Raw genomic sequence first — 22,013 nt, 5'->3', positions numbered from 1 at the left:
CTTCTTCCAAAATTATGGCAAATGGCTTGGCCGTACTGCCTTGCACCCTCGCCTGTGCGGAGCGCCGTTACCGCCCCTTCATTACAGGTGTAAAGCCGCAATACCCCAGGCGGCAACATTATTTCACGTCGCTGTGATCGCTTCAACCGATTGGTCGGTGCTCGAATTCGGTCAAAAACTGCTCATAACGGCGGCCTACGACTGCCTATCGCCCGATCACCTCAGGGCGCGCAGCGGGTGCGACAACCGCCGCAGGAGCGCCCTCTCCTGCTGGCACTGGCAAAGCCTCCGCAAGGTCGGTGCCCTCGGGGATTACAGCCAATCGCCACCCTGGCTGACGTCCAAAATATCGCCCAGCTAGCACTTGCATAACCTGCGGGGTGGTCTGCGAATAGTCATTGAGCAGGCTCGGCAGCAGAGCAATCCGGCGGCGATCGGTGGTGGCGCCTTCGAGCTGATAAAGCCAGAATGTGTTTCCGGTGGATGCACGGCTGAACAATTGTCGCAGCGGCTCGGTCACCCGGTCCAGCTCTTCAGTGGTCGGCGGCGTGTTTACGAGATCGCGCGCGATCTTATCCGCCTCGCTGAAGAACACCGGCACGTCTTGCGGCTGCAATTGCGCAAGGGCCGTGATCGTCCCGCCGCTCTCCAAATCGGTCGGCCAATTGGAAAGTATCTGCGGGGCATAGCTGGCGCCCGCGCGTTCGCGCATCGCCTCTAGCAAGCGGTTGTTGAAGACCTGAATCAGGATTTCAAGCTGGCGAGATTCGCGAAGTCTTTGGACGCCCGCACCGCTTGGCCAAGCGATCACGGCGGCTGCCTGATTCTTGTCACCGCGGTGGTTGAGAACCGTCGTTTCGCCAGCGCCAACTGGGAATTCTGGCACACGCGCGGCCACATCTGCGGGTACTGGATCACGTGCATCGAGCGCGCCAAAGGTGGTGCGCAAGGCCTCCACCGTCGCATCGCGATCGAATTCACCGAAGATCAAAACCTCAACCGGCCCTTGTGAAAGCAGCGGCTCCCACACCTCGCGGAAACCCTCAGGCGTAAGGTCAGCCAACGCATCGGGCGCAGGCGTGGCAAAGCGCGGATCGCGATTGGTGAGCAGATATTCGAGATCGCGGTTGATCACACCGTTAGGGCTGGTGGCAAAGGCGTTATACGCCAGCTGAGCCGCAGCGCGGGCGCGGATCACGGGGTCTTTATCCCAGCGCGGCATGCCCAGCTTTGCAGCGAACAGATAGAGTTGATCGGCTACGTCGGCCGAGCGCGTGCGCGCAGTGAACGTGAACACCGCATCGTCAATTTGAAACTCAAAGCCAAGCTTGCGGCCCGTCGCTAAACGGTCCAGCTCTTCCTGACCCAATTCGCCCAGGCCCGACCCAACCAATGCGGTCGTGCCCAATGCGGCATAGGGCGCGCTTTGCTCATCAAATGCACGGTAGCCTGCGCCAAAGCGAACTTTGACGACGACGCGCCCTGGCTCTGCATTGTTGGACCACAGCAGCGCGCGAACGCCATTATCAAAGTCGACTTGCTCAATGTCGAGCAGGCCAATCGGGGCACGCGAAGCAATTGTGCCCGGCTCGCCAACAGCGGGAAGCTCCTCAAACGACACAGTGCTGGCGGCCAAGCGCGAGCTGCCATCGCTGGTCGCGGCGCGTTCCAGCGCCACACGAACCGCACTCTCATCGGCTTCGCCAGCGGACGGCGTTACATAGATGCCGCGCACAACGTCACCTTGGAACAGCTTGCGGGTCGCGGCGAGCACTTCGTCTGGCGTAAAGCGGGGCTTGGTCCCGCGAAACACATCCAGCACCACTTCCGGAGACGCCGTGGTCTCACGGATGTCGACCGCATTGATCAACGTGTCGGCCAGATTCGATCCGGCGATCACCGTGCGTTGTTCCACCTGATTGGCGAAGGCGATATCGAACTCAGAAACTTCGCGGTCGATCTCTTCCTGCGTTGGACCGCTCTCCAGAGCATCGGCGATCACGCCGCGCACATCGGTCATCGCGGCATCCCAGTCTTCAGACAGCGGCGCAAATGTCACAAACGTAGCATCGGTCGATCGCGAGACATCGTCCTGCTGAACCTGCGCATAAAGATAGCTGCCGCCAGAGCGCGCACGTGATTCCAGCCGGCGATTGATGATCGCTTGGGCGATCGCATCGATCATTAGCCCTTCATTATAGACGATGGTGTCTTTCACCTGTCGCCAAGGCCGCATCACGGCATAGGTCAGGCTGCGCGGCAGATCAGGCTCCACCATCACGCCGATCTCACCAATGGGGCCACTTTCGCTTTGCGTATTGGCCGCATCTGCCGGTGGCATGGGATCGCCGAAATCAGGCGCAACACCAGCCTCGCCGGTCCCTTCCCAATCGGCGAACCATTGCTCGATCAGGCCCGCCAAAATTTCTGGCGGGGCATCACCGACCACCACTATCACAGTGTTTTCCGGGCGATACCAACGGTCGTAAAAATCCTGAACGAAGGCTCCGTTCGCGCCGCGCAGCGTCTCTTCAGTGCCAATCGGTGTGCGAGTGGCCAAACGCTGTCCGGCAAACAGGACTGAGCGTGTGAACTCGCCAACACGCTCTGCCGCGCCGCCGCGCTCGCGCTTTTCCGCCAGCACAATCGGTAATTCCGCCGCGACATTCTCGTCGCTGAGCACAGGCTCGCGGATCATGCCGGAAAGCAGCTTGAAACTCTCCGCCAATTTCGCGCGGGTTACGCCCGGCAAATCGAGTTTATAGGCAGTGTGCGTTGGGCTGGTTTCCGCATTGGCATCACTGCCAAAGGTTGCCCCTAGCCGTTGCCACGTTTCGATAGCCTTGGCCTGGCCCAGATATTTGCTCTCACGAAACAACAGGTGTTCCAGCAAGTGCGCATAACCTTGTTCGGAATCGCGCTCGTGCAAAGAGCCCGCATCGACCCGCACGCGGATCGACACCTGTCCGGGCGGTACGCCGTTCTTGCGCACAGCATAGCGTAGGCCATTGTCCATTTTGCCAAACAGCCATTCGCGATCAACCGGAATGTTGCTGTCTTCATAAAGCCACGGGACTTCATCGGCGCCTTGCAGCTTTTTGGGCTGAGGGATGATCGGATCAGCGCTCGGCACGCTGATCGTAGCAGGCGGCGCTTCGCCAGAGCTGTTGGGCTCTATGTTTTGCGCCGTCGCTGGGAATGTCAAAGCCGCCGAAGCAGCAAGCAGGAAAAGGGCCTTTGGCGCCCGAAAAATCGCGTTCATCGGGAGAATATAGGCAAGCATGGTGTGAAGGGATAGTGAATGCTGCATAATAAGACGCGATTGTGCGTCATTTTGCGCGGTTTTATTATCGAGTTTGCGCGATTCCACGCCTTGTGACGACGTCGCAGCCACCCTAAATACCACAACATGTTCATAGAAACCGAAACGACCCCGAACCCCGCCAGCCTCAAATTCCTGCCCGGTCGCACAGTGATGACCGCGGGGACACGCGAGTTTTCAAGCCCAGAGGCGGCAGAGGCCAGCCCGCTTGCCCAAGCGATCTTTGACACGGGCGAGACCATCAACGTGTTCTTCGGCAGCGATTTTATTACCGTCACGGCAGCTCCCGGCGCGGATTGGGGATCGCTGAAATCGCAAGTAGTGGCCATCCTGCTCGATCACTTTGTGTCAGAGGCACCGCTGTTCAATGCCGCGACGGCTGGCGATATCTCGGTTCCCGCCGACGTGGAGCATGTGGTCGAAGAATCAGAAGACGATGCAGAGATCATCGCAGCAATAAACGAACTGCTCGAAACCCGCGTTCGTCCAGCGGTCGCTGGCGATGGCGGTGATATCGCCTATCGCGGATTTAGTGACGGCGTTGTCTATCTCACGTTGCAAGGGGCCTGCGCAGGCTGCCCATCCAGCACCGCAACCCTGAAACAAGGGATCGAAGGTCTGCTGAAACATTATGTGCCAGAAGTGACCGAAGTTCGCGCAGCCTAAGCGCCTTCTTTGCTCTTCCCCGTTCCCTGATTGAAAGCTCCCCATGACCAAGCAATTTCACGGCACCGTGCTCAGCGATGACGCTCTCGACCAGCTGTTCAGCGAAGCCCGCAGCTATAATGATTGGCTGCGCAAACCGGTCAGTGAAGCACAGATCCATCAGATCCACGACCTGCTAAAAATGGCGCCGACCTCAGCCAATATGCATCCCGCGCGCTTCATCTGGTGCACCTCAGATGATGCAAAGTCGCGCCTCGCCAAACATGCGATGGATGATAACAAGCCAAAGGTCATCAACGCGCCTGCCTGCGTCATCATTGGCTATGACATCGATTTTCACGAGCACTTGCCAGAGCTGTTCCCGCACACTGATGCGAAAAGCTGGTTTGAAGGCGATGAGGCCGGACGGATCGACGGGGCAAAGCGCAATTCCGCTCTGCAGGGCGCCTACCTGATGCTGGCGGCCCGTGCGATTGGCCTTGATTGCGGGCCGATGTCCGGCGTTGATCTAGACGGTGTGACGTCAGAGTTTTTCGCCAACAGCCCGCGCGTCAAAGCCGACTGGATTTGCTCGATCGGATATGGCGATCCGGAAAGCATCTTTGACCGCTCCCCGCGCCCCGACTTTGGCAAGTTCAACACAATTGTCTGACGCTTGCATTTGAGCCGCAATTTCTAAGACTTGCAGGCAGCGCAGCTCTAGGGCATCGCGCAATCCCATGCGCACCCTAGCGATAGAAACGGCCAGTGAAGCCTGCTCAATTGCCCTGTTTGACGGGGAAAAACTGCTCGCTCATGAGCATGCTGTACTGGGACGCGGGCATGCGGAGCGTCTGGTCCCAATGATTGCCGAACTGCCGGGCAAAGGCCAAGCGGAGCGTATTCTGGTCTCGCTTGGCCCAGGCAGTTTCACCGGTGTGCGTATTGGCATTGCCGCCGCCCGCGCGCTCGGTTTTGCGTGGGGAGCCGAAGTGCTCGGCTATCCAACAATGGCGTTGGTTGCGGTTCGCGCTTGGCAGTCCTCTCTTCGCGGTGTGACCGTGTGTATGAACGGCGGACACGGCGAGTGGTTTATCCAGAACTTTGCTCAAGACGGAGGCTGCGACGAGGTTCGCTCGCTTGCACCCGAAGCCGCCAAACTCGCCTGCGAGCATGACGCGATTGTGGGCAACCGCGCCGAAGAACTCGCTGCGATGTTCTCTGACGGTAAGCGCGCCCTCAACCTGCTACCTGATGCCAGCAAGACAGACCTGCTGCATGAGACACAGCTGACCACGGACCTCTCGCCAATCTATGGCCGTGCACCTGATGCCAAACCACAAGCAGTGCGAGCGCCGCAATGAACGCGCCTACCTGCCTCATCGATCACATCATGACCGTTATGGAGGCGGCGTTTGATCCAACTTACGGCGAGGCATGGAATCGCCGCCAGATCACCGATGCACTAACCTTGCCTAACACGCATGCTTTGCTGGTGGACCAGAATGGGACGATATTGGATGAAGGCGGAAGCGCGGGCGACCGGCGCCCTTGCGGCTTTGTCCTAACGCGCGCAGCCGCTGGCGAAGAGGAGCTGCTGCTGATCGCAGTGCATCCTGAAAATCGCGGCAGCGGCCTTGGCAAAATCCTGATTGAACAGCTCTTCAGAACCGCGCAAAACCGCGGTGCAGAGCGGATTTTTCTCGAAATGCGGCGGGGCAATCCAGCGGTACACCTATACAGCAAGCTCGGCTTTATACCGATCGGCGAGCGGCCCAAATACTACCGTATGACAAACGGAGAACGGGTTGACGCGATTACTTTCGGCTGCACAATCTAGTGCTGATCTGGAGGTTTCTCATCTTGATTTAGTTGCGAACAATCTATTCGATTGGTTGCAATGTAACAGGAGCTGGTTCATGTCGAATTTATCGGAAAAATCCGAACAAAAAAGAGATGAGGAACTCTAATGGAAGATCTAGAAATTGAGATGAAGGAAACATTGATAACGCTGACCAGCGATATCGTGGCCGCTCATGTGAGCAATAATGACGTGTCGGTTGATGATGTGCCTTCGCTCATCACAAACGTATTTTCGGCCCTCTCGGGTCTTGGTGAACCAGACACACCGGAAGAAGTGCGCCCTGATCCAGCGGTATCAATTCGATCTTCGGTTAAGAAAGATCACATCGTTTGCCTCGATTGCGGCAAGAAGATGAAAATGCTTAAGCGGCACCTTTCAACAGAACACGATATGTCACCTGATGAATATCGGACGCGTTGGGAACTGCCGGGCGATTATCCGCTGGTGGCGCCTAACTATGCGGAAACACGCCGTGATCTGGCCAAGAAAATTGGTCTCGGCCGCAAGCCTGTAAAGGGACGTGGTCGGCGCAAAAAGTAATGATCCAAAAGCGGGCCTGGGTTGGACTACTCCGCCCTGGCCCGCTTGATTTCCAATTGGGGCACGCCAAAGGTTATACCCGCCCTATCCCGGCCTGACTTGAGCAATCCGCCCGCCCACTTTAAAGCGGATCCTAGCCGCGCGTATATCCAATAGGAAACGGCGCAAATAGCGGCTAACATAGCAATAACAGCGGCGGCACAGCTGGCGGAGTAACAAGTGCAGCAAAAGATCGACCTTGAACAATTATGCGCGGAAAAAGGGTTGCGCATCACCGAACAGCGTCGCGTCATTGCGCGCGTCCTTTCGGAAAGCGATGATCATCCCGATGTTGAATTGCTGCACCAACGCGCATCTGCGATTGACCCAAAGATATCAATTGCCACCGTCTACCGCACGGTAAGGCTGTTTGAAGAAGCTGGCATTCTTGACCGGCACGATTTTGGCGATGGCCGATCGCGCTATGAGCCTGTGCCAGAGGCGCATCATGACCATCTGATCGATGTAGAAACCGGCAAAGTGGTTGAGTTCGTCGATCCAGAAGTGGAATCGTTGCAACGCCAGATTGCCGAACGGTTGGGCTATCGCCTGGTTGACCACCGGATGGAGCTTTACGGGGTACGTCTCTCTCGTGACGACTAAACGCGAGACGCTCTATCGGGAGCGCCGCCTGGCCGCAATGCGCGGCGAAACCACACCGCTGTCACCAATGGGCTGGCTGCGGCTCACTTATCGAGCGATACTACTCGCCGCCGGCCTGATTGTTTGCGTCCCACTGCATTACATCTGGCGCATCTTCGCATACGGCTCGCCCATCCCGATGTATTTTTTGCGCTACGCCGCCTGGGCATCAGGCGCCCGGGTGGAAGTGGTCGGCACGCATTTAAAACGCGATGTGTTTTACGTTGCAAACCACATGTCATGGCTCGACATTCTTTCCATGGCTGGGGCATGCGGAACGGCATTCGTCGCCAAGGCGGAATTGGCCGAAGCCCCTCTCGTCGGCTGGCTCGCATCGCTCAATCGAACCGTGTTTGTAAAACGCGAACACCGCATGGGCGTGGCAGAGCAGATCAACGCTCTGAAAGAAGCGTTGTCGGACAATTGGGCGGTCACAGTTTTTCCCGAAGGCACGACCACGGATGGACAATCATTATTGCCCTTCAAGACAAGCATGCTGAGCGTGCTGGAGCCGCCACCACCTGGCGTCATGGTGCAGCCTGTTTTGCTGGACTACGGCGAGGTCGCAGAGGAAATTGGCTGGATCGGCAATGAAACCGGCCTCAACAATGCCAAGCGCGTGCTGGCACGGCGCGGCACCTTCAAGCTGCGGCTCAATTTCCTGGAGCCGTTCAGTCCAGAGGATTATCGCGGGCGTAAGAAGATTGGTGCCGAGGCACGGCGCCGCATTGAAGAAGCGCTGCTGGAGACACTGGGCAAGCCGCTGCGCGATTTCCGCCATACTGTTGATCCAATCCGTTACGAAGCGCCAGAAGAGGCACAACGGATCGCCGAGGCGCAAGGCGAAAAGCCGGCTGAGAAGGCAGACTAAGCCGAACAGCACCGGCTGAAATACGCTCCCTTACAGGCCAGCGCGCACCAACCAATCGTGGAACAAACGCACCGGGCGAAGCTCCAGCGCCGTTGGCTTACACACAAACCAATAGCTGTACGGGCTTTCAACCTCGAGGCCGTAAAGATCGGTCAAGCGGCTGTCCGCCGCGCGGCGCAAGTGGTCGTCATGCATGATCGCAACGCCTAGGCCCTGGGCGGCGGCTTCCAGCATAAGCTGACCGGAATCGTAATGATCGATGGCAGATGGATCCATATCTTCCATGCCCAGCGCTTTCTTCCACGCCTCAAAGCTCGCGGGCAGTTCGTTATGGATGAGGAAAGTCTGCTTCTCGAGCGCTTCCTGATCGACCTTTGTGCCAATCGTTGCAGCAAGTTCTTTGCTACAGATTGCATGCACCAAATTGTGGTCAAGCCGCACCGCATGCAGGCTGGTGTCCGGTCCGCGTGAGAGGATGATCGCCGCATCCAGAGTGTCGCCCACCCGGTCTTCCAAATGGGGCCCTGTGTCGATGTCGATGTGCAGCAAAGGGTGCCGCTTTCGCAGTTCACCGAGCCTCGGGAACAGGCGCTGGCTGCCAAACAGAGGCAGTACACCGAGCCGCAGGCGCAGCAGCGAGATATTGTCGGACTGGCTTTCAACTGCGCGTGCCAGCGATTCAAGATGCGGGTTCACCGCCTCATAGAACGCCTGCCCCTCATCGGTTAGTTGCATCGATTGCCGCGCCCGTGTGAACAGTTTCTTGCCGACAAATTCTTCCAGATTGCTAATCCGGCGCGACAAAGCCGATGGGCTGAGCCCGATCTCCTCGGCGGCGGCACGGGCAGAACCAAGGCGTACAGTTCGCATGAAGGCTTCGAGTGCGCGAAGTGGGGGTAGTCGGCGGGATGGCATGTCTAACTCCTTGTTATAAGGAGCTACGCATGACCAGCAAAAAAGATGCAAAAAATCGAACTAACTGCGAATAATTCTTAGCTAGCTTGTTATTTCTTCACGTATTGGGGCGTGCAGACGCAGGCGTTTGACGTGCGTTTCGTCCGCTGCTGTTACTTCAATCCGCCAGCCGCTGGGATGTTCCAGCCGCATGCCCACGGATGGCACTTGCTCTGCCAGTACAAAGGCCAGCCCGCCCAGAGTGTCGACTGATTCCTCAACCTCGGCGAGCTGAGGGTCAACCAATTCGGCCACATCATCAAGCTCCGCGCGAGCATCACAATCCCACATGCCCTCGCCAATCGCAACGATCAGCGCCTCTGGTGTTTCATCGTGCTCATCCTCGATGTCGCCAACAATTTCCTCGACCAAATCCTCAATCGTGATGAGGCCGTCGGTTCCGGAGAATTCATCAAGCACAATCGCTAGGTGGACGCGCCGCGCGCGCATATCGGCCAGCACATCGAGCGCGCCGCGCACTTGTGGCACATAGATCGGCTGACGCATCAACGTCGTCCAATCCTTGGGCGGCTGCTTGCCATTGGCCAAATACGGAAAGACGTCTTTGATGTGGATCATGCCGATCACTTCATCGAGCGTGTCGCGGTAGACCGGCATGCGCGAATGCCCGTTCTCGCTGAAACTTGCGACCAGCTCTTCCCAGCTTACCGCGGCATCAACCGCAATGATCTCACCGCGCGGGACCGCAACATCATCGGCGTCATGCTCGCTGAAATGGAGTAAGTTGCGCAGCATCTGGCGCTCAACCGGCGAGAGATCGCCGTTGCTATTGCCGCTGTCCTCGCGGTCGTCATCGTGGTTCTCGTCTTCGTGCTCGTCGATCGCCTCTTCAAGCTGCGCGCGCAAAGACCGATCGCCGTCGCCGGCGCCGATGAGTTTTCGGAAACGGGCCCACAGCCCGCTGCTACTGTCCGCGTCTCCGGCGGGGGATTGAGAATCGGGCATTGTCAGTTTTGGGCCCTTCGCGGGAATGCTCCTTAAGTGCTGGGCGTAGCATATGGGTCTGCGATACCCATTTTTGCAAGGATTGCAATTTCCAGAGCCTCCATTGCGTCGGCATCTTCATCGGATGTTTCATGGTCATATCCCGCCAGATGCAGCAGGCCGTGGGTGATCAGATGCGCTGTGTGATGCTCCACGCTGATGCCCTTGTCCGCCGCTTCCCGCGCGCAGGTCTCGTGCGCCAAGGCAAGATCGCCGAGCATTTCTGGCGGGCCTTCGGAGGGAAGCGCCAGCAGTTCATCCCGCGCCAGCATGGGGAAACTCAGCACATTGGTTGGCTTGTCCCGATCTCGCCATTCACGATTAAGCGCGTGGACCTCCGCATCATTGGTGAACAGCAGGCTGACGGTGAGACGCGGATTGGCGAGCTCTTCGGTCAGACCAAGAACCGCTTCCGCCACACGCTCAGCAAGCGCCTCCCACTCACCAGCGGGCCAATCTTCAATGTCGATGTCGAGCTGCATATTGGATCAGGCTTACGCGCCCGGGCCTTCATAGGCCTCGACAATGCGGCCCACGATTGGGTGCCGCACCACGTCCGCTGCGGTAAAGCGGGTAACGGCGATGCCGTCCACGCCCTCTAGCCGGTCAACCGCATCGGCCAAGCCGGACATGCGGTCACCGCCGGGAATATCGACCTGGCGCGGATCGCCACAGATCACCATCCGGCTGTTCTGGCCAAACCGGGTGAGGAACATCTTCATCTGCTCGCGCGTCGTGTTTTGTGCCTCGTCCAGGATCACAAACGCATCGGCCAAAGTCCGCCCGCGCATGAAGGCAATCGGCGCAATCTCAATCTCTCCGCTGGCGATCCGGCGCTCCACCTGTTCGGGCGGCATGCAATCATACAGCGCATCGTAAATCGGGCGCAGATAGGGATCGACTTTTTCCTTCATATCGCCAGGCAGAAAGCCGAGCTTTTCGCCCGCTTCCACCGCTGGCCGCGACAGGATCAGGCGCTGAACGCTGCCAGAGATCAGTTGGCTGACGGCCTGCGCCACCGCGAGATAGGTCTTGCCCGTGCCCGCCGGGCCAAGCGCAAAGATCAGCTCATCACGCGACAACTGCTTCATATAGGGGATCTGATTGGCCGAGCGCGGCACGATAGTCTTACGCCGGGTGCGGATCATGATCGGCGTATTCTTCTCTTCGCCTGAGATAATCCCCTCCAACGTGGGTTCGTGCGACATCGCAATTAGCGATTCAATCGCGCCCGCATCCAGCTCCTGCCCCTGAGCCAACCGATCATACATCGTGGTCAGCGTCTCTCGCGCCCGCGCCACATTGTCCTCTGGCCCTTCGATCAGCACCTTATCGCCGCGCGCATGGATCATCACGCTCAACCGATTTTCGACCTGCACCAAATTGGCGTCAAATTGTCCAAACAAGGGGCCGAGCAGCGACTGATTTTCGAAGCTCAGTTCAGCCTTTGCGCCGTGGGCCTCAGCCGCCACTGCATCATCAGCATTGATGGAACCGGGCAATGCGGCCGGATCGATTGTATCGGAAGGTCTGCGGCCCATAGGATCCTTTATCTGTGCCAATTGCCTGAGTCGTGAAAGTAAGCCGGATGCGCGCGATGGCAAGCGCACTCACCACGACCAATGGGGAAAGTCGCACAAGTGCAACACAGAGCTGGCGTCCCGTATGCGCGGAATGCGCTATCCTGTGACCAGCTCGCCGCGCAGTGAGCTAGGTCGGCCTTCGACGATATCCGTGCGGACCATATCGCCGATTTGCACATCGCCTTCGAACCACACGCTTTGCAGCCACGGCGATTTGCCAAGCCATTGGCCTGGCAGTTTGCCTTTTCGCTCAACGAGGACATCGCAGGTCTTGCCTGCGCTCGCGGCGTTGAAGGCCATTTGATCGCGGCTGAGCGCGTCTTGAAGGCGGGCCAGCCGCTCTTCCATCACTTCTTTCGCGACCTGATTGTCCATGGTCGCAGCCGGTGTTCCGGGCCGCGGCGAATATTTGAAGCTGTAAGCCTGCGCGTAGCGGACTTCGTCGACCAGCTTGAGCGTGTCCTCAAACTCGGTATCGGTTTCGCCGGGAAAGCCAACGATAAAATCGCCTGACAGAGCGATGTCGGGGCGCACTTTGCGGAACCGCTCCAACAGTTTGAGATAGCTCTCTGCCGTGTGCGAGCGGTTCATCGCCTTCAGCACCCTATCATTGCCCGATTGCACGGGCAGATGCAGATAGGGCATCAGCTTTTCGACTTCGCCATGCGCCTCAATCAGCGCATCATCCATATCGTTGGGGTGCGATGTGGTGTAGCGAATGCGCTCAAGCCCATCGATCCGGGCAATTTCATGGATCAACCCGGCAAGGCCGACCGCCCTGCCCGCATCATCCTCACCGCTCCAAGCGTTCACATTCTGCCCCAGCAGCGTGATCTCACGCGCACCGGCATCTACCAGCTTGCGCGCTTCCTCAGTTAAATCGCTGAACGGGCGCGAAATTTCCGCTCCCCGCGTATAAGGGACCACACAATAGGTGCAGAACTTATCACAGCCTTCCTGCACCGTCAGAAACGCATTGGGCGCGGTTCGCCGCCGCTTTGGCAGAGCGCCAAATTTCGCAATCGCGGGCATATCGGTGTCGGTCGCGCGTTCGCCCTTAACGGCCTTGTCCAGCATATCTGGCAGGCGGTGATAGGCCTGCGGGCCAACCACCATGGACACCGCCGGAGCGCGCGCCATGATCTCTTCGCCCTCTGCCTGAGCGACGCAGCCAGCCACCGCGATCATCGGAGCTTTCTTCTGCGTCTTGCCCTTGGTCAGGCGGCCAATATCGGAATAGATCTTCTCCGCCGCTTTCTCGCGAATATGGCAGGTGTTGAGCACGACCAGATCAGCGTCCTCGCCCTCTGGCGCAGGGGTGATGCCCTGCTCGCTCAGCAATTCGCCCATCCGATCGCCATCATAGACGTTCATCTGGCAGCCGAAGTTTTTGACGCGGTACGTTTTAGGAGGGTTGGTCGGTTTCATGATTGGCCGCGCGTCTAGCGGGAATACGCCCCGCGTTCAATCACTCGTCGTCGGCATCCTCTTTACGGCGGGCAATATGCACGCACGGCTCAGTTTGCGCGGTGCCTGGGCCAGGGTGCTCTTTGCCATCTTCCCCGCATTCAACCGCCGGTTTGCGAACCTCATTTGCCCTTACAACGCTCAGAGCATCCTTGCTCTCATAAGCGGCGATCCAAGTGATGCAGTCGGCCAGCGGGCGGACTTTGTGCTTGGTAAAGCGTCCGGCTTGCGGCCAGCAATTGATCACAAACAAGTCAGAGGCCGGCGCAGCGCGGAATTTGCGCAGGCTTCTGAGCGCCTCACCGCGTTCATTGATCACCGTGCGATTGCTATCATTGGTCATCGACTTGCCCCGGTAAAATGGCGAGACGTTGAACATCCACGCCTTAACATCCGCGTGGCGAATCGAGATTTCTGCTGCCAAAGCTCCGCCGAGCGAATGGCCGGTGGCGATCCATTCAGCATCTTCGGCAAACCGCGCTCGCTCAAGATCAAAATACTTGTGCGCCAGCTCTAGCTGATCGTCGCGCACTGTGCCGTAGAAAATATCAGCTAGGCCATCAAAGTCAGTGCCGCGAAACGCCATGATATAGGCATCGGGCTGGCGTCCACCAGCATCGCCTTCTGCGCTGCTCAGAGGCTGCTTAAACTGACCAAAGATCTGATAGTCAAACCCAGTATCGCCGTCGTCTTCTTCGACAGGCAACCGCTCAAGACGAACCAATGAACCGCCCAATGTGGAAAACGTGTCATCGTCTCCCTCATAGGCATTGGTCGCGGCCAAAGCGTAAGGGTAGCTGACCTCCGCTGCTTCGCGCACAAAGCCGCACCATCCGCCCGGATCCATCCGACACGGACTGCGCGATTGCGTGATGTTAGGATAGGTGACGCAGCCGGAGAGTGTCGTCGCGATCAAAAATGCCAAGATAGAACGAAAGAACAATCTCTATTTCCTCCCGGCGATAATCAAAGCGGATTGCGGGGATATGGCGCGCAACGGATCAGCGCATCTCTTTCCAGATCGGTCAGCTTTCGGTTTCCTCGGACCCGGATCAATTCAACATCACCGCGGCGGTCGAAGAAATGAATGATTAAACCTTCAGCAAGAAAGTAAGACCGCGCTGCAGCCTTACTGCCAGAACGCCTCGTCAAAATCGGATCGACATCGTCGAATTCAATTTGTCCTTCTAGACAAATCACGACCCTGTCCATCGACCGATCTGTCTGACCATCGAATACAACAGGAGATCGCTGGTCCGCACAAGCGGAGAGGCAGGCAATGACGCAAAAGCCAATGCCCGCCCTCACCATTAAGCGACGGTCGCTTTGACGATCTTGCCCGGGTTCGCAGGTGGCTCCCCCTTTGGCAGGGCGTCGACAAAGTCCATACCTTCAGTCACTTGGCCCCAGACGGTGTATTGCCCGTCGAGGAATTCGGTGTCGCCGAAGCAGATGAAGAACTGGCTGTTCGCGCTGTCTGGCATTTGCGAGCGCGCCATTGAGCAGGTGCCACGAACGTGCGGTTCTGAGTTGAACTCTGCCTTCAGGTCAGGCTTGTCGCTGCCACCCATGCCGGTGCCGGTTGGGTCGCCGCCTTGCGCCATAAAGCCATCAATCACGCGGTGGAAAATGACGCCGTCATAAAAGCCTTCCGCCGCCAGTTCAGAAATGCGCTCAACGTGACCAGGTGCCAGGTCTGCGCGCAGTTTGATGACGACATCGCCGGTTTTGCCATCGCCGCAGTCCAGAGTGAATGTGAGTGTTTCGGCCATGTAAAGTGTCTCCTGATGAATTTGGCCCTCGCTATACGCATATCTGAAACCGAGTCACCCCCCAGCATAGCGGTGGGCCAGCCGCCCCTACACGCTTGCTTTTGAAGCAGCGCAGCCTAGACCTTGCGCCAATGTCTGATGATACCCGCCTTGATGAAGACCTGTTGGTCGCTGATCTGCCGCAAGATGGCGGCGATGATGGCGCGCGCCCGGACGACCGGATCGATGATGAACGGCACGATGAAGAAAACCGGCTGAAGCCGCGCTTCGTCCGCTCTGTGCGGCAAGCGTTTGAAAGCGGAGACAACACCGCTCTACACGAACTGGTCGAGCCGCTTCATCCAGCCGATGTTGCTGATTTGCTCGAACTGTTCGATTCTGACGAACGGCAGGGCCTAGCCGGCGCGATGAGCGATCTGATGTCGAGCGAGGTGGTGGCCGAGCTCAACGATCACGTCCGCGAAGACATGATGGAGGCGCTCGAGCCGGAAGCGGTTGCGAGCATTGCGGAGCAGCTTGAAACCGATGATGCGGTTCAGCTGCTGGAAGATTTGGACGAGGACGACCAGCGCGCCATTATCGCTGAGCTGGAGCCGGAGACGCAGGCCGCCGTCACCAGCGCGCTGTCCTATCCAGAGGAGACCGCCGGGCGACTAATGAACCGCCATTTTATGGCGGTGCCGGAGCATATGACGGTCGGTGATCTGATTGATTTTCTGCGCAAAAATGGCGATCTGGAGCATGATTTCTGGGAAGTATTCGTTGTCGATCAGCGCCACCATCCTGTGGGCACCTGCGCGCTCAATTGGATCCTGACGACTCCGCGCAACATCAAACTGACCGATCTGATGAAACGCGACCAGACGCTGATCCCGGTAACGACAGATCAGGAAGAGGTCGCTCTGATGTTTCAGAAATACGCCTTGATTTCCGCCGCTGTTGTCGATGAAAGCGGGCGTCTGGTCGGCCAGGTGACGGTGGATGACATCGTCCACATTATCTCTGAAGAAGCCGGCGAAGACGCTCTGCTGCTCTCCGGCGCGGGCGATGGCGACATTAACGAACCAATCAGAGAGGCCTATTCCAGCCGCGTACGCTGGTTGGTCGCAAACCTCGGCACGGCGATTGTCGCGAGCGCGATCATTGCATTCTTTGGCGCGGCGATTGAGAAACTGGTCGCCCTGGCCGTGTTGATGCCGATCGTGGCGAGCATTGGCGGCAATGCGGGCACGCAGACTATGGCCGTGGCCGTGCGCGCGATTGCGACCAATCAGCTGACCCGCGCCAACACCTGGCGAACCGTTTGGCGCGAGGTTCGGGTGGCGATCCTCAACGGCGCGACAATCGCCGTGCTGATCGGAATTGCCGCCGCCTTCCTGTTCAACCCGATGATGGGCACGGTGATCGCCGCAGCCATGATCATCAATATCGTGGTCGCGGGTCTAGCCGGTGTGCTGGTACCAGTGATTTTCGAACGGCTTGATCAGGATCCTGCGGTCGCGAGCAGTGTGTTTGTGACGATGATCACCGACTCAATGGGCTTTTTGGCGTTCCTCGGCCTCGCAGTTGTTAGTGGACTGGTGCCAGCCGCTTGAGCAATTCGCTCAGCGCCCTATCTTAGCCTTCATGCCGCTCCATATGACCAAGATCGCGTTCGGCGCGAAAAGCTGGGATGACCTCGCCGGTTGGTATGAGAATAGCCCCAATCCCAAATTGCTGACGACAAAATATCGCCCAACTCGCCATGCGGAAATGGTGGGCGGATCACTCTTCTGGATTTTGAACCATTCGCTGGTCGCGCGCTCGCCAATCATTTGTTTCTCTGAGACTGGTGATGGGCGCTGGCACATTGAGCTAGAGGCGAAGCTGATCCGGGTCCACCAACAACGCAAACGTGCGCATCAGGGCTGGCGTTATCTCAAAGAAGAAAATGCACCCGCCGATCTGGCTGAGGGAGAGGATGCTGGCGACGTATTGCCGGGCAAGCTCGCTGGTAAGCTGGAGCGGCTTGGGCTGATTTGAATACGAAGTGAGTCAAAGACGCAATATGCTCGCCTCAGAATATCTTTTCGACAAACAATTTGAGCCGTTTGAGGATGGCTACTTGTATTATCCGTCGAGAAAGTCAGGCGGAAAGTTCGTAACCTCGGAAGAGTATCAATCACTTAAGCAAGATGAGATGAGGCGCAACAGCGCAAAAGCTCACTGGAAGGTGGTGCTCTTATGCTTAGTTTTTGTATTCACTTATGCAGTGCTCGATGTGGTCCTCCAGCTGCCCGAATGGACCATGTATCCGACCGTAGCAGCAATTATGGTTTTCATAGGCGCATCCATTTTTTGGCATGCTTATGCGCCCAATCGATTGGTCAGAGGAAGAGAGGACGTTACCCCTCCGCGCAGCCCCTCCGAAGCGCGCAAAGCCGCAAGAGCATTAATGTCATGGACCGTCGTTGCTTCGGGTCTATGCCTAGGCACGGCAGCCCTCTATTTCTCTCTGGCGAACCAACCTTCGACAATGGGGGATTGGGTCTTCGTCTTAGGCAGCGGAGCGATTTTCTTCTCATACTTGTGGACTGCATATGCCAAACTCAAAGATAGCAAAAATTGAGTTTCAGCGCCCTACTCGGCAAACTAAATTATTGTGACTGAAGTTAGTCAGCTGGCTTTGGATAGCTTTGGCGGGCTCGGGATTAGCGCCGGCGTGTTCTTGCGATATTCCTGATAGGCTGGATCATCGCCCCAGCGCTCTTTGGCCTGTGCGTTCTGCAGGTTGATACCGCTCACCTTGGTCAGCAATAGCGTCACGAAAATTGGCGATATTACCACCAACCAAGACCAGCCAGACAGCACCGGCAGCGCCATAATCAAGATGCCGGTCCACAAAGTGATCTCGCCGAAATAATTGGGATGGCGCGACCACTTCCACAGGCCAACATTGATGAACTTGCCCTTGTTCGCAGGGTCATTCTTAAACGCATTCTTTTGCGCATCGGCGACCGCTTCAAACGTAATGCCGAGCAGCCAAACCGCGGCGCCCAGCCAGAAGAACACGCCAATCGGCGCGCGGTCCGTTGCCGTGATCGCGACCAGAGCAGCCGACGCGGTTAGCAGAACCCACAAGCCCTGCAGCGTCCATGCGACGAGGAAGCGCGCAGGATTGACCTTGATCTTCTCAAACCGGCTGTCGGTCCCCCCCATGGCGTGAATGCGGATGTAAAGGAAGCTCCCCAACCGGATGCACCAGATCGCCACCATTGCGGCGATCACAATGCTGCGCCAATCAAGCGGCCAGGCCGCCCAGCAGGCAAACGCCGTTACCGAAAGGTAAGTGACCGCGCCGATGGTGTCGTAAAACTTGTCTGACTGCGTCGCCGCCGACGGAATGAAAACCAGCCAGTTCACCGCCATTGCAAGGATCGCGCACAGGAAAAACGCCGAATATCCGAATATCTCGACACTATTACTGCCCGCAAAGGCAGCAAAACCAAATGCAATGACAGCCACAATGCCCGTCACCATCAGGCTTTTTGCAGATTTCCCCACGTCCCGGTTTCCTTTAATCTTGAGCAGCCTTTCGAAGCGCCGCCATCATCAATTGCACGTCGTGCTTTTCGTCTTTGTCCGCTGGCAATGCAAATTTGGCATAGCTTTCATGCAATGCGTCCATCCGCTCGCCAATGCGAACCTCATTGTATCCGTGGCTAGTTACGAAGCGTTGGCGAGAAAAGATTTGCGGCAATATGATATCGACATAATCGTCGACCTCCATTCCGTACTTCATGAAGCGTTCTGGCCCCAATGGCGTGAAGACCCAGCCGGGAATGATCAGGCCGGCATGCACATGATCGGGTAGGTCGCCGCGCAGACTCTCTGTCATGCCCAACACCGCATGTTTTGCCGCGACATAGGCGGCCGATTGCTTAACCGCGCAAAACCAGCTGTTCTCGCTACCCGTGTTATAAATCGCCGATGGTGTTCCCTGTTCAACCAGAAGCGGGGCAAATGCTTTGCAGCCATTCCAAATGCCCCAGAAATTGACATCGAAATGCGCGCGTGCGGCCTCTGGTTCCACCTCCCATAATCGCCCATGAACGCCGCCTTGTCCAGCATTGTTAATCACCAAATCAATGGTCACAAACTGCTCGGATGCGGTCGCCGCTAACGCTTCAACCTGAGCAAGATCTGATACGTCGCAGCCGCGAGCCGTGACGTTTGCGATGCTACCAGCACTGTCGAGCTTTGATCCGGGAAGGTCGGCGATGATGACTTGCGCGCCCTGCCCCGCCAACCGCTTGGCGAGCGCCAATCCGATGCCGCTAGCCCCGCCGGTGATGACGGCGGTCTTGGGCGAAAGATCACTCAAACTGCCGCCCGCGATTTCTCCGCCACTCGGCGCAGAGCGTTGACATAGACGTCCGGAGCCTGCGCGCCGGGGATCATAAACTTGCCATTCACGATCATCGCCGGGACCCCCGAAATGTTGAGATCCCACGCTTGGCGCTCTTCGGCCTCGACTGCTGCGATCAGCGCCTCGTCGCTCAAGGCCGCCTTAGCAGCCTCTCGGTGCAGGCCAACGCTCGCAGCGATATCGAGCAGGACCTCGCGGTCAGACAGGTTGCGACGGTGGTTGAAATGAGCGGCAAACAAAGCCAGCTTCAATTGGGTTTGCACCTTTGGCCCGGCCTGCTCCAGTGCCCAAGTCAACAGCACATGGCAGGCGCGCGTGTTCCACATCATGGCCGGCGGCGCATTGGCTGCGTCTTCACCCTTATAGGTGAGCGAGACCCCTGCCCCTTCGGCAATTGCTTTCATCTGCCCGCGCATTTTCGCGCCTTCTTCGGCGGAGCGCCGATATTTGCGCTGCAAATGCGCCTCTTGCTCTTCGCCGGTCTCGGGCATGTCAGGGTTCAGCTCAAACGGACGCCAGCGGATTTGCGCCTCGATCTCTCCGCCCAGCTCATCCAAGGCCTTGGTCAATTGGCCATAGCCAATCGCGCACCAGGGGCACATCACGTCGGAATAGATGTCGATGGTCAGTTGATCCGGTGCACTCATTGCGATTTCTCCAGCCACCATTTGAGCAGACTATGCGCAATCGCGGCGGGCGGCGGCGCGGAAAACGCGGTCTCCTCGCTGCCGGGATTGGCCAAAGCCTGCGCTACCTCGTCGCGGCTGAACCAGCGCGCTTCCTCTAGTTCTTCGACGTCGAGCGTGATCTCGGTTTCGTCGGTTTGCGAATAGCATCCGATCATCAACTGGCTGGGGAACGGCCAAGGCTGGGTCGCGATATATTCTACATCGCGCACGCGCAGGCCCGCCTCTTCATGCACCTCGCGCGCGACCGCCTCTTCTATGGTCTCGCCCGGTTCAACAAAGCCAGCCAGTGCAGAGAAACTGCGCGGCGGGAACCGAGGCTGACGTCCGAGGAGAAGGCGCCCCTCGTTCTCTACCAGCATGATGGTGACTGGATCCGTGCGCGGGAAATGTTGCGCGCCGCAGCCGCCTTCGTCCGTCGGTGCGCAATTGCGCTGCCAGCCACCCTTCGCTGGGCTGGTTGACTGCCCGCAATTGGCGCAGAAGCGGTGGCGTGCATGCCAGTCAACCAGGCTGCGTGCGCCGCCGTAAATCGCCAGATCAGGCGGGGAAAGTCGCTGGATCGCCTGCCATGCACGCGGCATGGCATAGGCTGGGCCCGTCGCGCCTTGTTCTGGCACAGCGGCAAAGCAAGCCTTGTCATCCATCAGGCCGAGGAACACCAATTCCGCCTCTTGCGGAACATCCGCCAGCGTGCCCCACATCAAGCTGCCCATCTCGTCAATTTGCGGCAGCAGGCCATCGAGCATCAGCACCTTCGCGTGCCAATCCATCCGCGCGCCCAGCGCCTCTTTATTGACCCGTATATGATCCGCGCGGTCTATCGGCGAACCTGCAAAAGCAATCGGGCCAGTGGTGAGAACGCTCGGCGCGGTGACGGGTTTGTGCATCCGGTTTAACCGCCTGCCGCTTTTGGCATATCGGCTTCGAGTGCGGCCAAGAATTCCTTACGGATCGGATAGGCTTCGGTCGGCATATATTGCGTCCACAAGGCGACGCGCATTTGCGTGCCGAAATCGACACTCGCGAGCGTACCCGCCGCACCGCCCCAGCCAAACTGAGTGCCAACGCTGCGGCCGCCCGCACCGTGCCCTTCTCCAGCGATCCACGAATCCGAGGTGTCGACCGTGTCCGGCAGCAGGTTGGAGGTGCCAATGCGCACCGCCTCTTCGCTCATGACCTTGGTGCCGTCGAGTGTACCCATGCCCAGCAGCATACGCTGGAATCGGTCATAATCCTTGGGCGAACTGATCAGTCCGCCCCCGCCCGATGGCACAGTTGGCACATCGAGATAGATCGAATTGGCCGCCGGATCGATTGGGATAGGGAAGCCGCCCGCGATCCCGTAATTATCGGTCATCCGGCTTGTTTCGCTCTTTGGCAGAGTGAAATAGGTGCTGGTCATGCCGCACGGATCGAAGATGCGCGTTTGCAGGAAGCTCTCAAAACTCTGGCCGGAAGCAACCTCAATCACCCGGCCCAGCAAATCCAAGCTGGCAGAGTAAATCCATTTTGTGCCCGGCTGCGCCATCAGCGGTAGCTCAGCCAAACGATCCGCCCAAACCTCCAGGCTCGGCGCGGGTGTGACCTCGGGAAGGCCCGGAATAGGGAAACGGCTCACGCGTCCGCCAACCAGGCCTTGCTCAGCAAATGCCTCTAGCAGAGGCCCCTTGCTGGTGATGATGTAACCAATGCCCGCTGTGTGCGTCAGCAGGTGCCGGATCGTGATCGGGCGCTCGGTCGGCACCGTATCGTCAAGCGCGCCTTCGGGATCGTTCAGCACCCGCATTTCGGCAAAGGCTGGCAGGATTTCACCCAGCGGCTGGTCCAGACCCAGCTTACCTTCATCGATCAACATCATGGTCGCCATGCCCGTGATCGGCTTGGTCATGGAGTAAATCCGATAAAGCGAATTTTCATCGACTTGCTTGTCACTTTGCAGAGACAATGTCCCGCCGCCGACCGTGTGCGCGTGGTCTTCCTGAGCATTGCCGAAGGTCACCATCATATTGGCAACCTTACGGGTATCGACATAATTCTTGATCATCGCCGACACATTCGGCCAGCTCTCACTTACATCATGGGCCAACGCGATCCGGCCAAACGGCAATGTCGCCAGAGCGCTGCCAGCGGCCAGATAAGTGCCGCCGCGCAGCAAGGCCCGGCGCGAGGTCGGACCAGAGTGAAATTCGCGAAATGCCATGAGGGGGTCTCT

The 22,013-nt window shown here is 58.1% G+C and carries 24 protein-coding genes; 10 read left to right on the top strand and 14 right to left on the bottom strand.

Features of this window, described 5'->3' with window-relative positions:
- Window positions 1-205 precede the first annotated feature (205 nt).
- On the bottom strand, window positions 206-3,262 hold the full coding sequence (locus AC0V6O_RS05905; protein ID WP_486142359.1) for a M16 family metallopeptidase: 3,057 nt from the start codon (window positions 3,260-3,262) through the stop codon (window positions 206-208).
- Window positions 3,263-3,409: 147 nt separating this feature from the next.
- Between AC0V6O_RS05905 and AC0V6O_RS05900 the strand changes: the two genes are divergently transcribed.
- The 7 genes from AC0V6O_RS05900 to AC0V6O_RS05870 all read left to right on the top strand — a co-directional run bounded on the left by AC0V6O_RS05900 (window position 3,410) and on the right by AC0V6O_RS05870 (window position 7,923).
- The gene (locus AC0V6O_RS05900) at window positions 3,410-3,988 is read left to right on the top strand and encodes a NifU family protein (protein ID WP_486142357.1); all 579 of its coding nucleotides are present in this window, start codon (window positions 3,410-3,412) and stop codon (window positions 3,986-3,988) included.
- Window positions 3,989-4,031: 43 nt separating this feature from the next.
- Window positions 4,032-4,640 (top strand): malonic semialdehyde reductase, encoded by a 609-nt coding sequence (locus AC0V6O_RS05895; RefSeq protein ID WP_486142355.1) that lies wholly within the window; start codon window positions 4,032-4,034, stop codon window positions 4,638-4,640.
- Between the two features lie 67 nt (window positions 4,641-4,707).
- On the top strand, window positions 4,708-5,331 hold the full coding sequence (tsaB, locus tag AC0V6O_RS05890) for a tRNA (adenosine(37)-N6)-threonylcarbamoyltransferase complex dimerization subunit type 1 TsaB (protein ID WP_486142353.1): 624 nt from the start codon (window positions 4,708-4,710) through the stop codon (window positions 5,329-5,331).
- Window positions 5,328-5,807: a GNAT family N-acetyltransferase gene (locus AC0V6O_RS05885; protein ID WP_486142351.1), complete on the top strand. Its 480-nt coding sequence runs from the start codon at window positions 5,328-5,330 to the stop codon at window positions 5,805-5,807. The genes tsaB and AC0V6O_RS05885 overlap by 4 nt, the downstream gene beginning before the upstream one ends.
- Window positions 5,808-5,936: 129 nt before the next feature.
- Window positions 5,937-6,371 (top strand): Ros/MucR family transcriptional regulator, encoded by a 435-nt coding sequence (locus AC0V6O_RS05880; protein WP_472638411.1) that lies wholly within the window; start codon window positions 5,937-5,939, stop codon window positions 6,369-6,371.
- A 219-nt stretch (window positions 6,372-6,590) separates the two neighbouring features.
- Window positions 6,591-7,013 carry a Fur family transcriptional regulator gene (locus AC0V6O_RS05875; RefSeq protein WP_472638410.1) on the top strand — a complete coding sequence of 141 codons (423 nt, stop codon included), beginning with the start codon at window positions 6,591-6,593 and terminating at the stop codon, window positions 7,011-7,013.
- A 37-nt stretch (window positions 7,014-7,050) separates the two neighbouring features.
- Window positions 7,051-7,923 carry a lysophospholipid acyltransferase family protein gene (locus AC0V6O_RS05870; RefSeq protein ID WP_486145527.1) on the top strand — a complete coding sequence of 291 codons (873 nt, stop codon included), beginning with the start codon at window positions 7,051-7,053 and terminating at the stop codon, window positions 7,921-7,923.
- A 30-nt stretch (window positions 7,924-7,953) separates the two neighbouring features.
- On the opposite strand, the gene AC0V6O_RS05865 is transcribed toward AC0V6O_RS05870, so the two are convergent.
- The 8 genes from AC0V6O_RS05865 to AC0V6O_RS05830 all read right to left on the bottom strand — a co-directional run bounded on the left by AC0V6O_RS05865 (window position 7,954) and on the right by AC0V6O_RS05830 (window position 14,704).
- Window positions 7,954-8,838 (bottom strand): LysR substrate-binding domain-containing protein, encoded by an 885-nt coding sequence (locus tag AC0V6O_RS05865; protein WP_472638409.1) that lies wholly within the window; start codon window positions 8,836-8,838, stop codon window positions 7,954-7,956.
- Window positions 8,839-8,919: 81 nt separating this feature from the next.
- Window positions 8,920-9,843 carry a hemolysin family protein gene (locus tag AC0V6O_RS05860; protein ID WP_472638408.1) on the bottom strand — a complete coding sequence of 308 codons (924 nt, stop codon included), beginning with the start codon at window positions 9,841-9,843 and terminating at the stop codon, window positions 8,920-8,922.
- A 32-nt stretch (window positions 9,844-9,875) separates the two neighbouring features.
- Complete coding sequence (ybeY, locus tag AC0V6O_RS05855) at window positions 9,876-10,364, bottom strand: rRNA maturation RNase YbeY (protein WP_486142348.1); 489 nt, start codon at window positions 10,362-10,364, stop codon at window positions 9,876-9,878.
- Window positions 10,365-10,376: 12 nt separating this feature from the next.
- Entirely contained in the window at window positions 10,377-11,423 is a 1,047-nt protein-coding gene (locus AC0V6O_RS05850) for a PhoH family protein (protein WP_472638406.1), read from the bottom strand.
- 138 nt (window positions 11,424-11,561) lie between these two features.
- A complete protein-coding gene (gene miaB, locus AC0V6O_RS05845) occupies window positions 11,562-12,893 on the bottom strand; it encodes a tRNA (N6-isopentenyl adenosine(37)-C2)-methylthiotransferase MiaB (RefSeq protein WP_486142346.1) in 1,332 nt (443 codons plus the stop codon).
- Between the two features lie 40 nt (window positions 12,894-12,933).
- On the bottom strand, window positions 12,934-13,875 hold the full coding sequence (locus AC0V6O_RS05840) for a hypothetical protein (protein ID WP_486142344.1): 942 nt from the start codon (window positions 13,873-13,875) through the stop codon (window positions 12,934-12,936).
- Window positions 13,876-13,898: 23 nt separating this feature from the next.
- On the bottom strand, window positions 13,899-14,144 hold the full coding sequence (locus AC0V6O_RS05835; protein ID WP_486142342.1) for a hypothetical protein: 246 nt from the start codon (window positions 14,142-14,144) through the stop codon (window positions 13,899-13,901).
- A gap of 98 nt (window positions 14,145-14,242) precedes the next feature.
- Window positions 14,243-14,704, bottom strand: a complete 462-nt coding sequence (locus tag AC0V6O_RS05830; RefSeq protein WP_486142340.1) for a peptidylprolyl isomerase — start codon at window positions 14,702-14,704, stop codon at window positions 14,243-14,245.
- A gap of 131 nt (window positions 14,705-14,835) precedes the next feature.
- On the opposite strand from AC0V6O_RS05830, the gene mgtE reads away from it, so the two are divergent.
- Genes mgtE through AC0V6O_RS05815 form a run of 3 tightly spaced genes read left to right on the top strand, consistent with a single transcriptional unit; the run spans window position 14,836 to window position 17,312 of the window.
- On the top strand, window positions 14,836-16,299 hold the full coding sequence (gene mgtE / locus AC0V6O_RS05825; protein WP_486142338.1) for a magnesium transporter: 1,464 nt from the start codon (window positions 14,836-14,838) through the stop codon (window positions 16,297-16,299).
- A gap of 31 nt (window positions 16,300-16,330) precedes the next feature.
- On the top strand, window positions 16,331-16,726 hold the full coding sequence (locus AC0V6O_RS05820) for a DUF1489 family protein (RefSeq protein ID WP_486142336.1): 396 nt from the start codon (window positions 16,331-16,333) through the stop codon (window positions 16,724-16,726).
- Between the two features lie 25 nt (window positions 16,727-16,751).
- Window positions 16,752-17,312 (top strand): hypothetical protein, encoded by a 561-nt coding sequence (locus AC0V6O_RS05815; RefSeq protein ID WP_486142334.1) that lies wholly within the window; start codon window positions 16,752-16,754, stop codon window positions 17,310-17,312.
- Between the two features lie 47 nt (window positions 17,313-17,359).
- Here the strand turns inward: AC0V6O_RS05815 and AC0V6O_RS05810 are convergent, their stop codons facing one another.
- The 5 genes from AC0V6O_RS05810 to AC0V6O_RS05790 are packed head-to-tail and all read right to left on the bottom strand — an operon-like array spanning window position 17,360 to window position 22,001.
- Entirely contained in the window at window positions 17,360-18,247 is an 888-nt protein-coding gene (locus AC0V6O_RS05810; RefSeq protein WP_486142332.1) for a DUF1295 domain-containing protein, read from the bottom strand.
- A 13-nt stretch (window positions 18,248-18,260) separates the two neighbouring features.
- Window positions 18,261-19,067 carry an SDR family NAD(P)-dependent oxidoreductase gene (locus AC0V6O_RS05805; RefSeq protein ID WP_486142330.1) on the bottom strand — a complete coding sequence of 269 codons (807 nt, stop codon included), beginning with the start codon at window positions 19,065-19,067 and terminating at the stop codon, window positions 18,261-18,263.
- Window positions 19,064-19,759, bottom strand: a complete 696-nt coding sequence (locus AC0V6O_RS05800; protein ID WP_486142328.1) for a DsbA family oxidoreductase — start codon at window positions 19,757-19,759, stop codon at window positions 19,064-19,066. The genes AC0V6O_RS05805 and AC0V6O_RS05800 overlap by 4 nt, the downstream gene beginning before the upstream one ends.
- The gene (gene nudC, locus AC0V6O_RS05795) at window positions 19,756-20,688 is read right to left on the bottom strand and encodes an NAD(+) diphosphatase (RefSeq protein ID WP_486142326.1); all 933 of its coding nucleotides are present in this window, start codon (window positions 20,686-20,688) and stop codon (window positions 19,756-19,758) included. The genes AC0V6O_RS05800 and nudC overlap by 4 nt, the downstream gene beginning before the upstream one ends.
- A gap of 5 nt (window positions 20,689-20,693) precedes the next feature.
- The gene (locus AC0V6O_RS05790; protein ID WP_486142324.1) at window positions 20,694-22,001 is read right to left on the bottom strand and encodes a serine hydrolase domain-containing protein; all 1,308 of its coding nucleotides are present in this window, start codon (window positions 21,999-22,001) and stop codon (window positions 20,694-20,696) included.
- Between the last annotated feature and the right edge of the window lie 12 nt (window positions 22,002-22,013).

The sequence above is a fragment of the Erythrobacter sp. JB2-19 genome (assembly GCF_057365005.1).
This window is presented reverse-complemented; position numbering and strand designations above follow the sequence as displayed.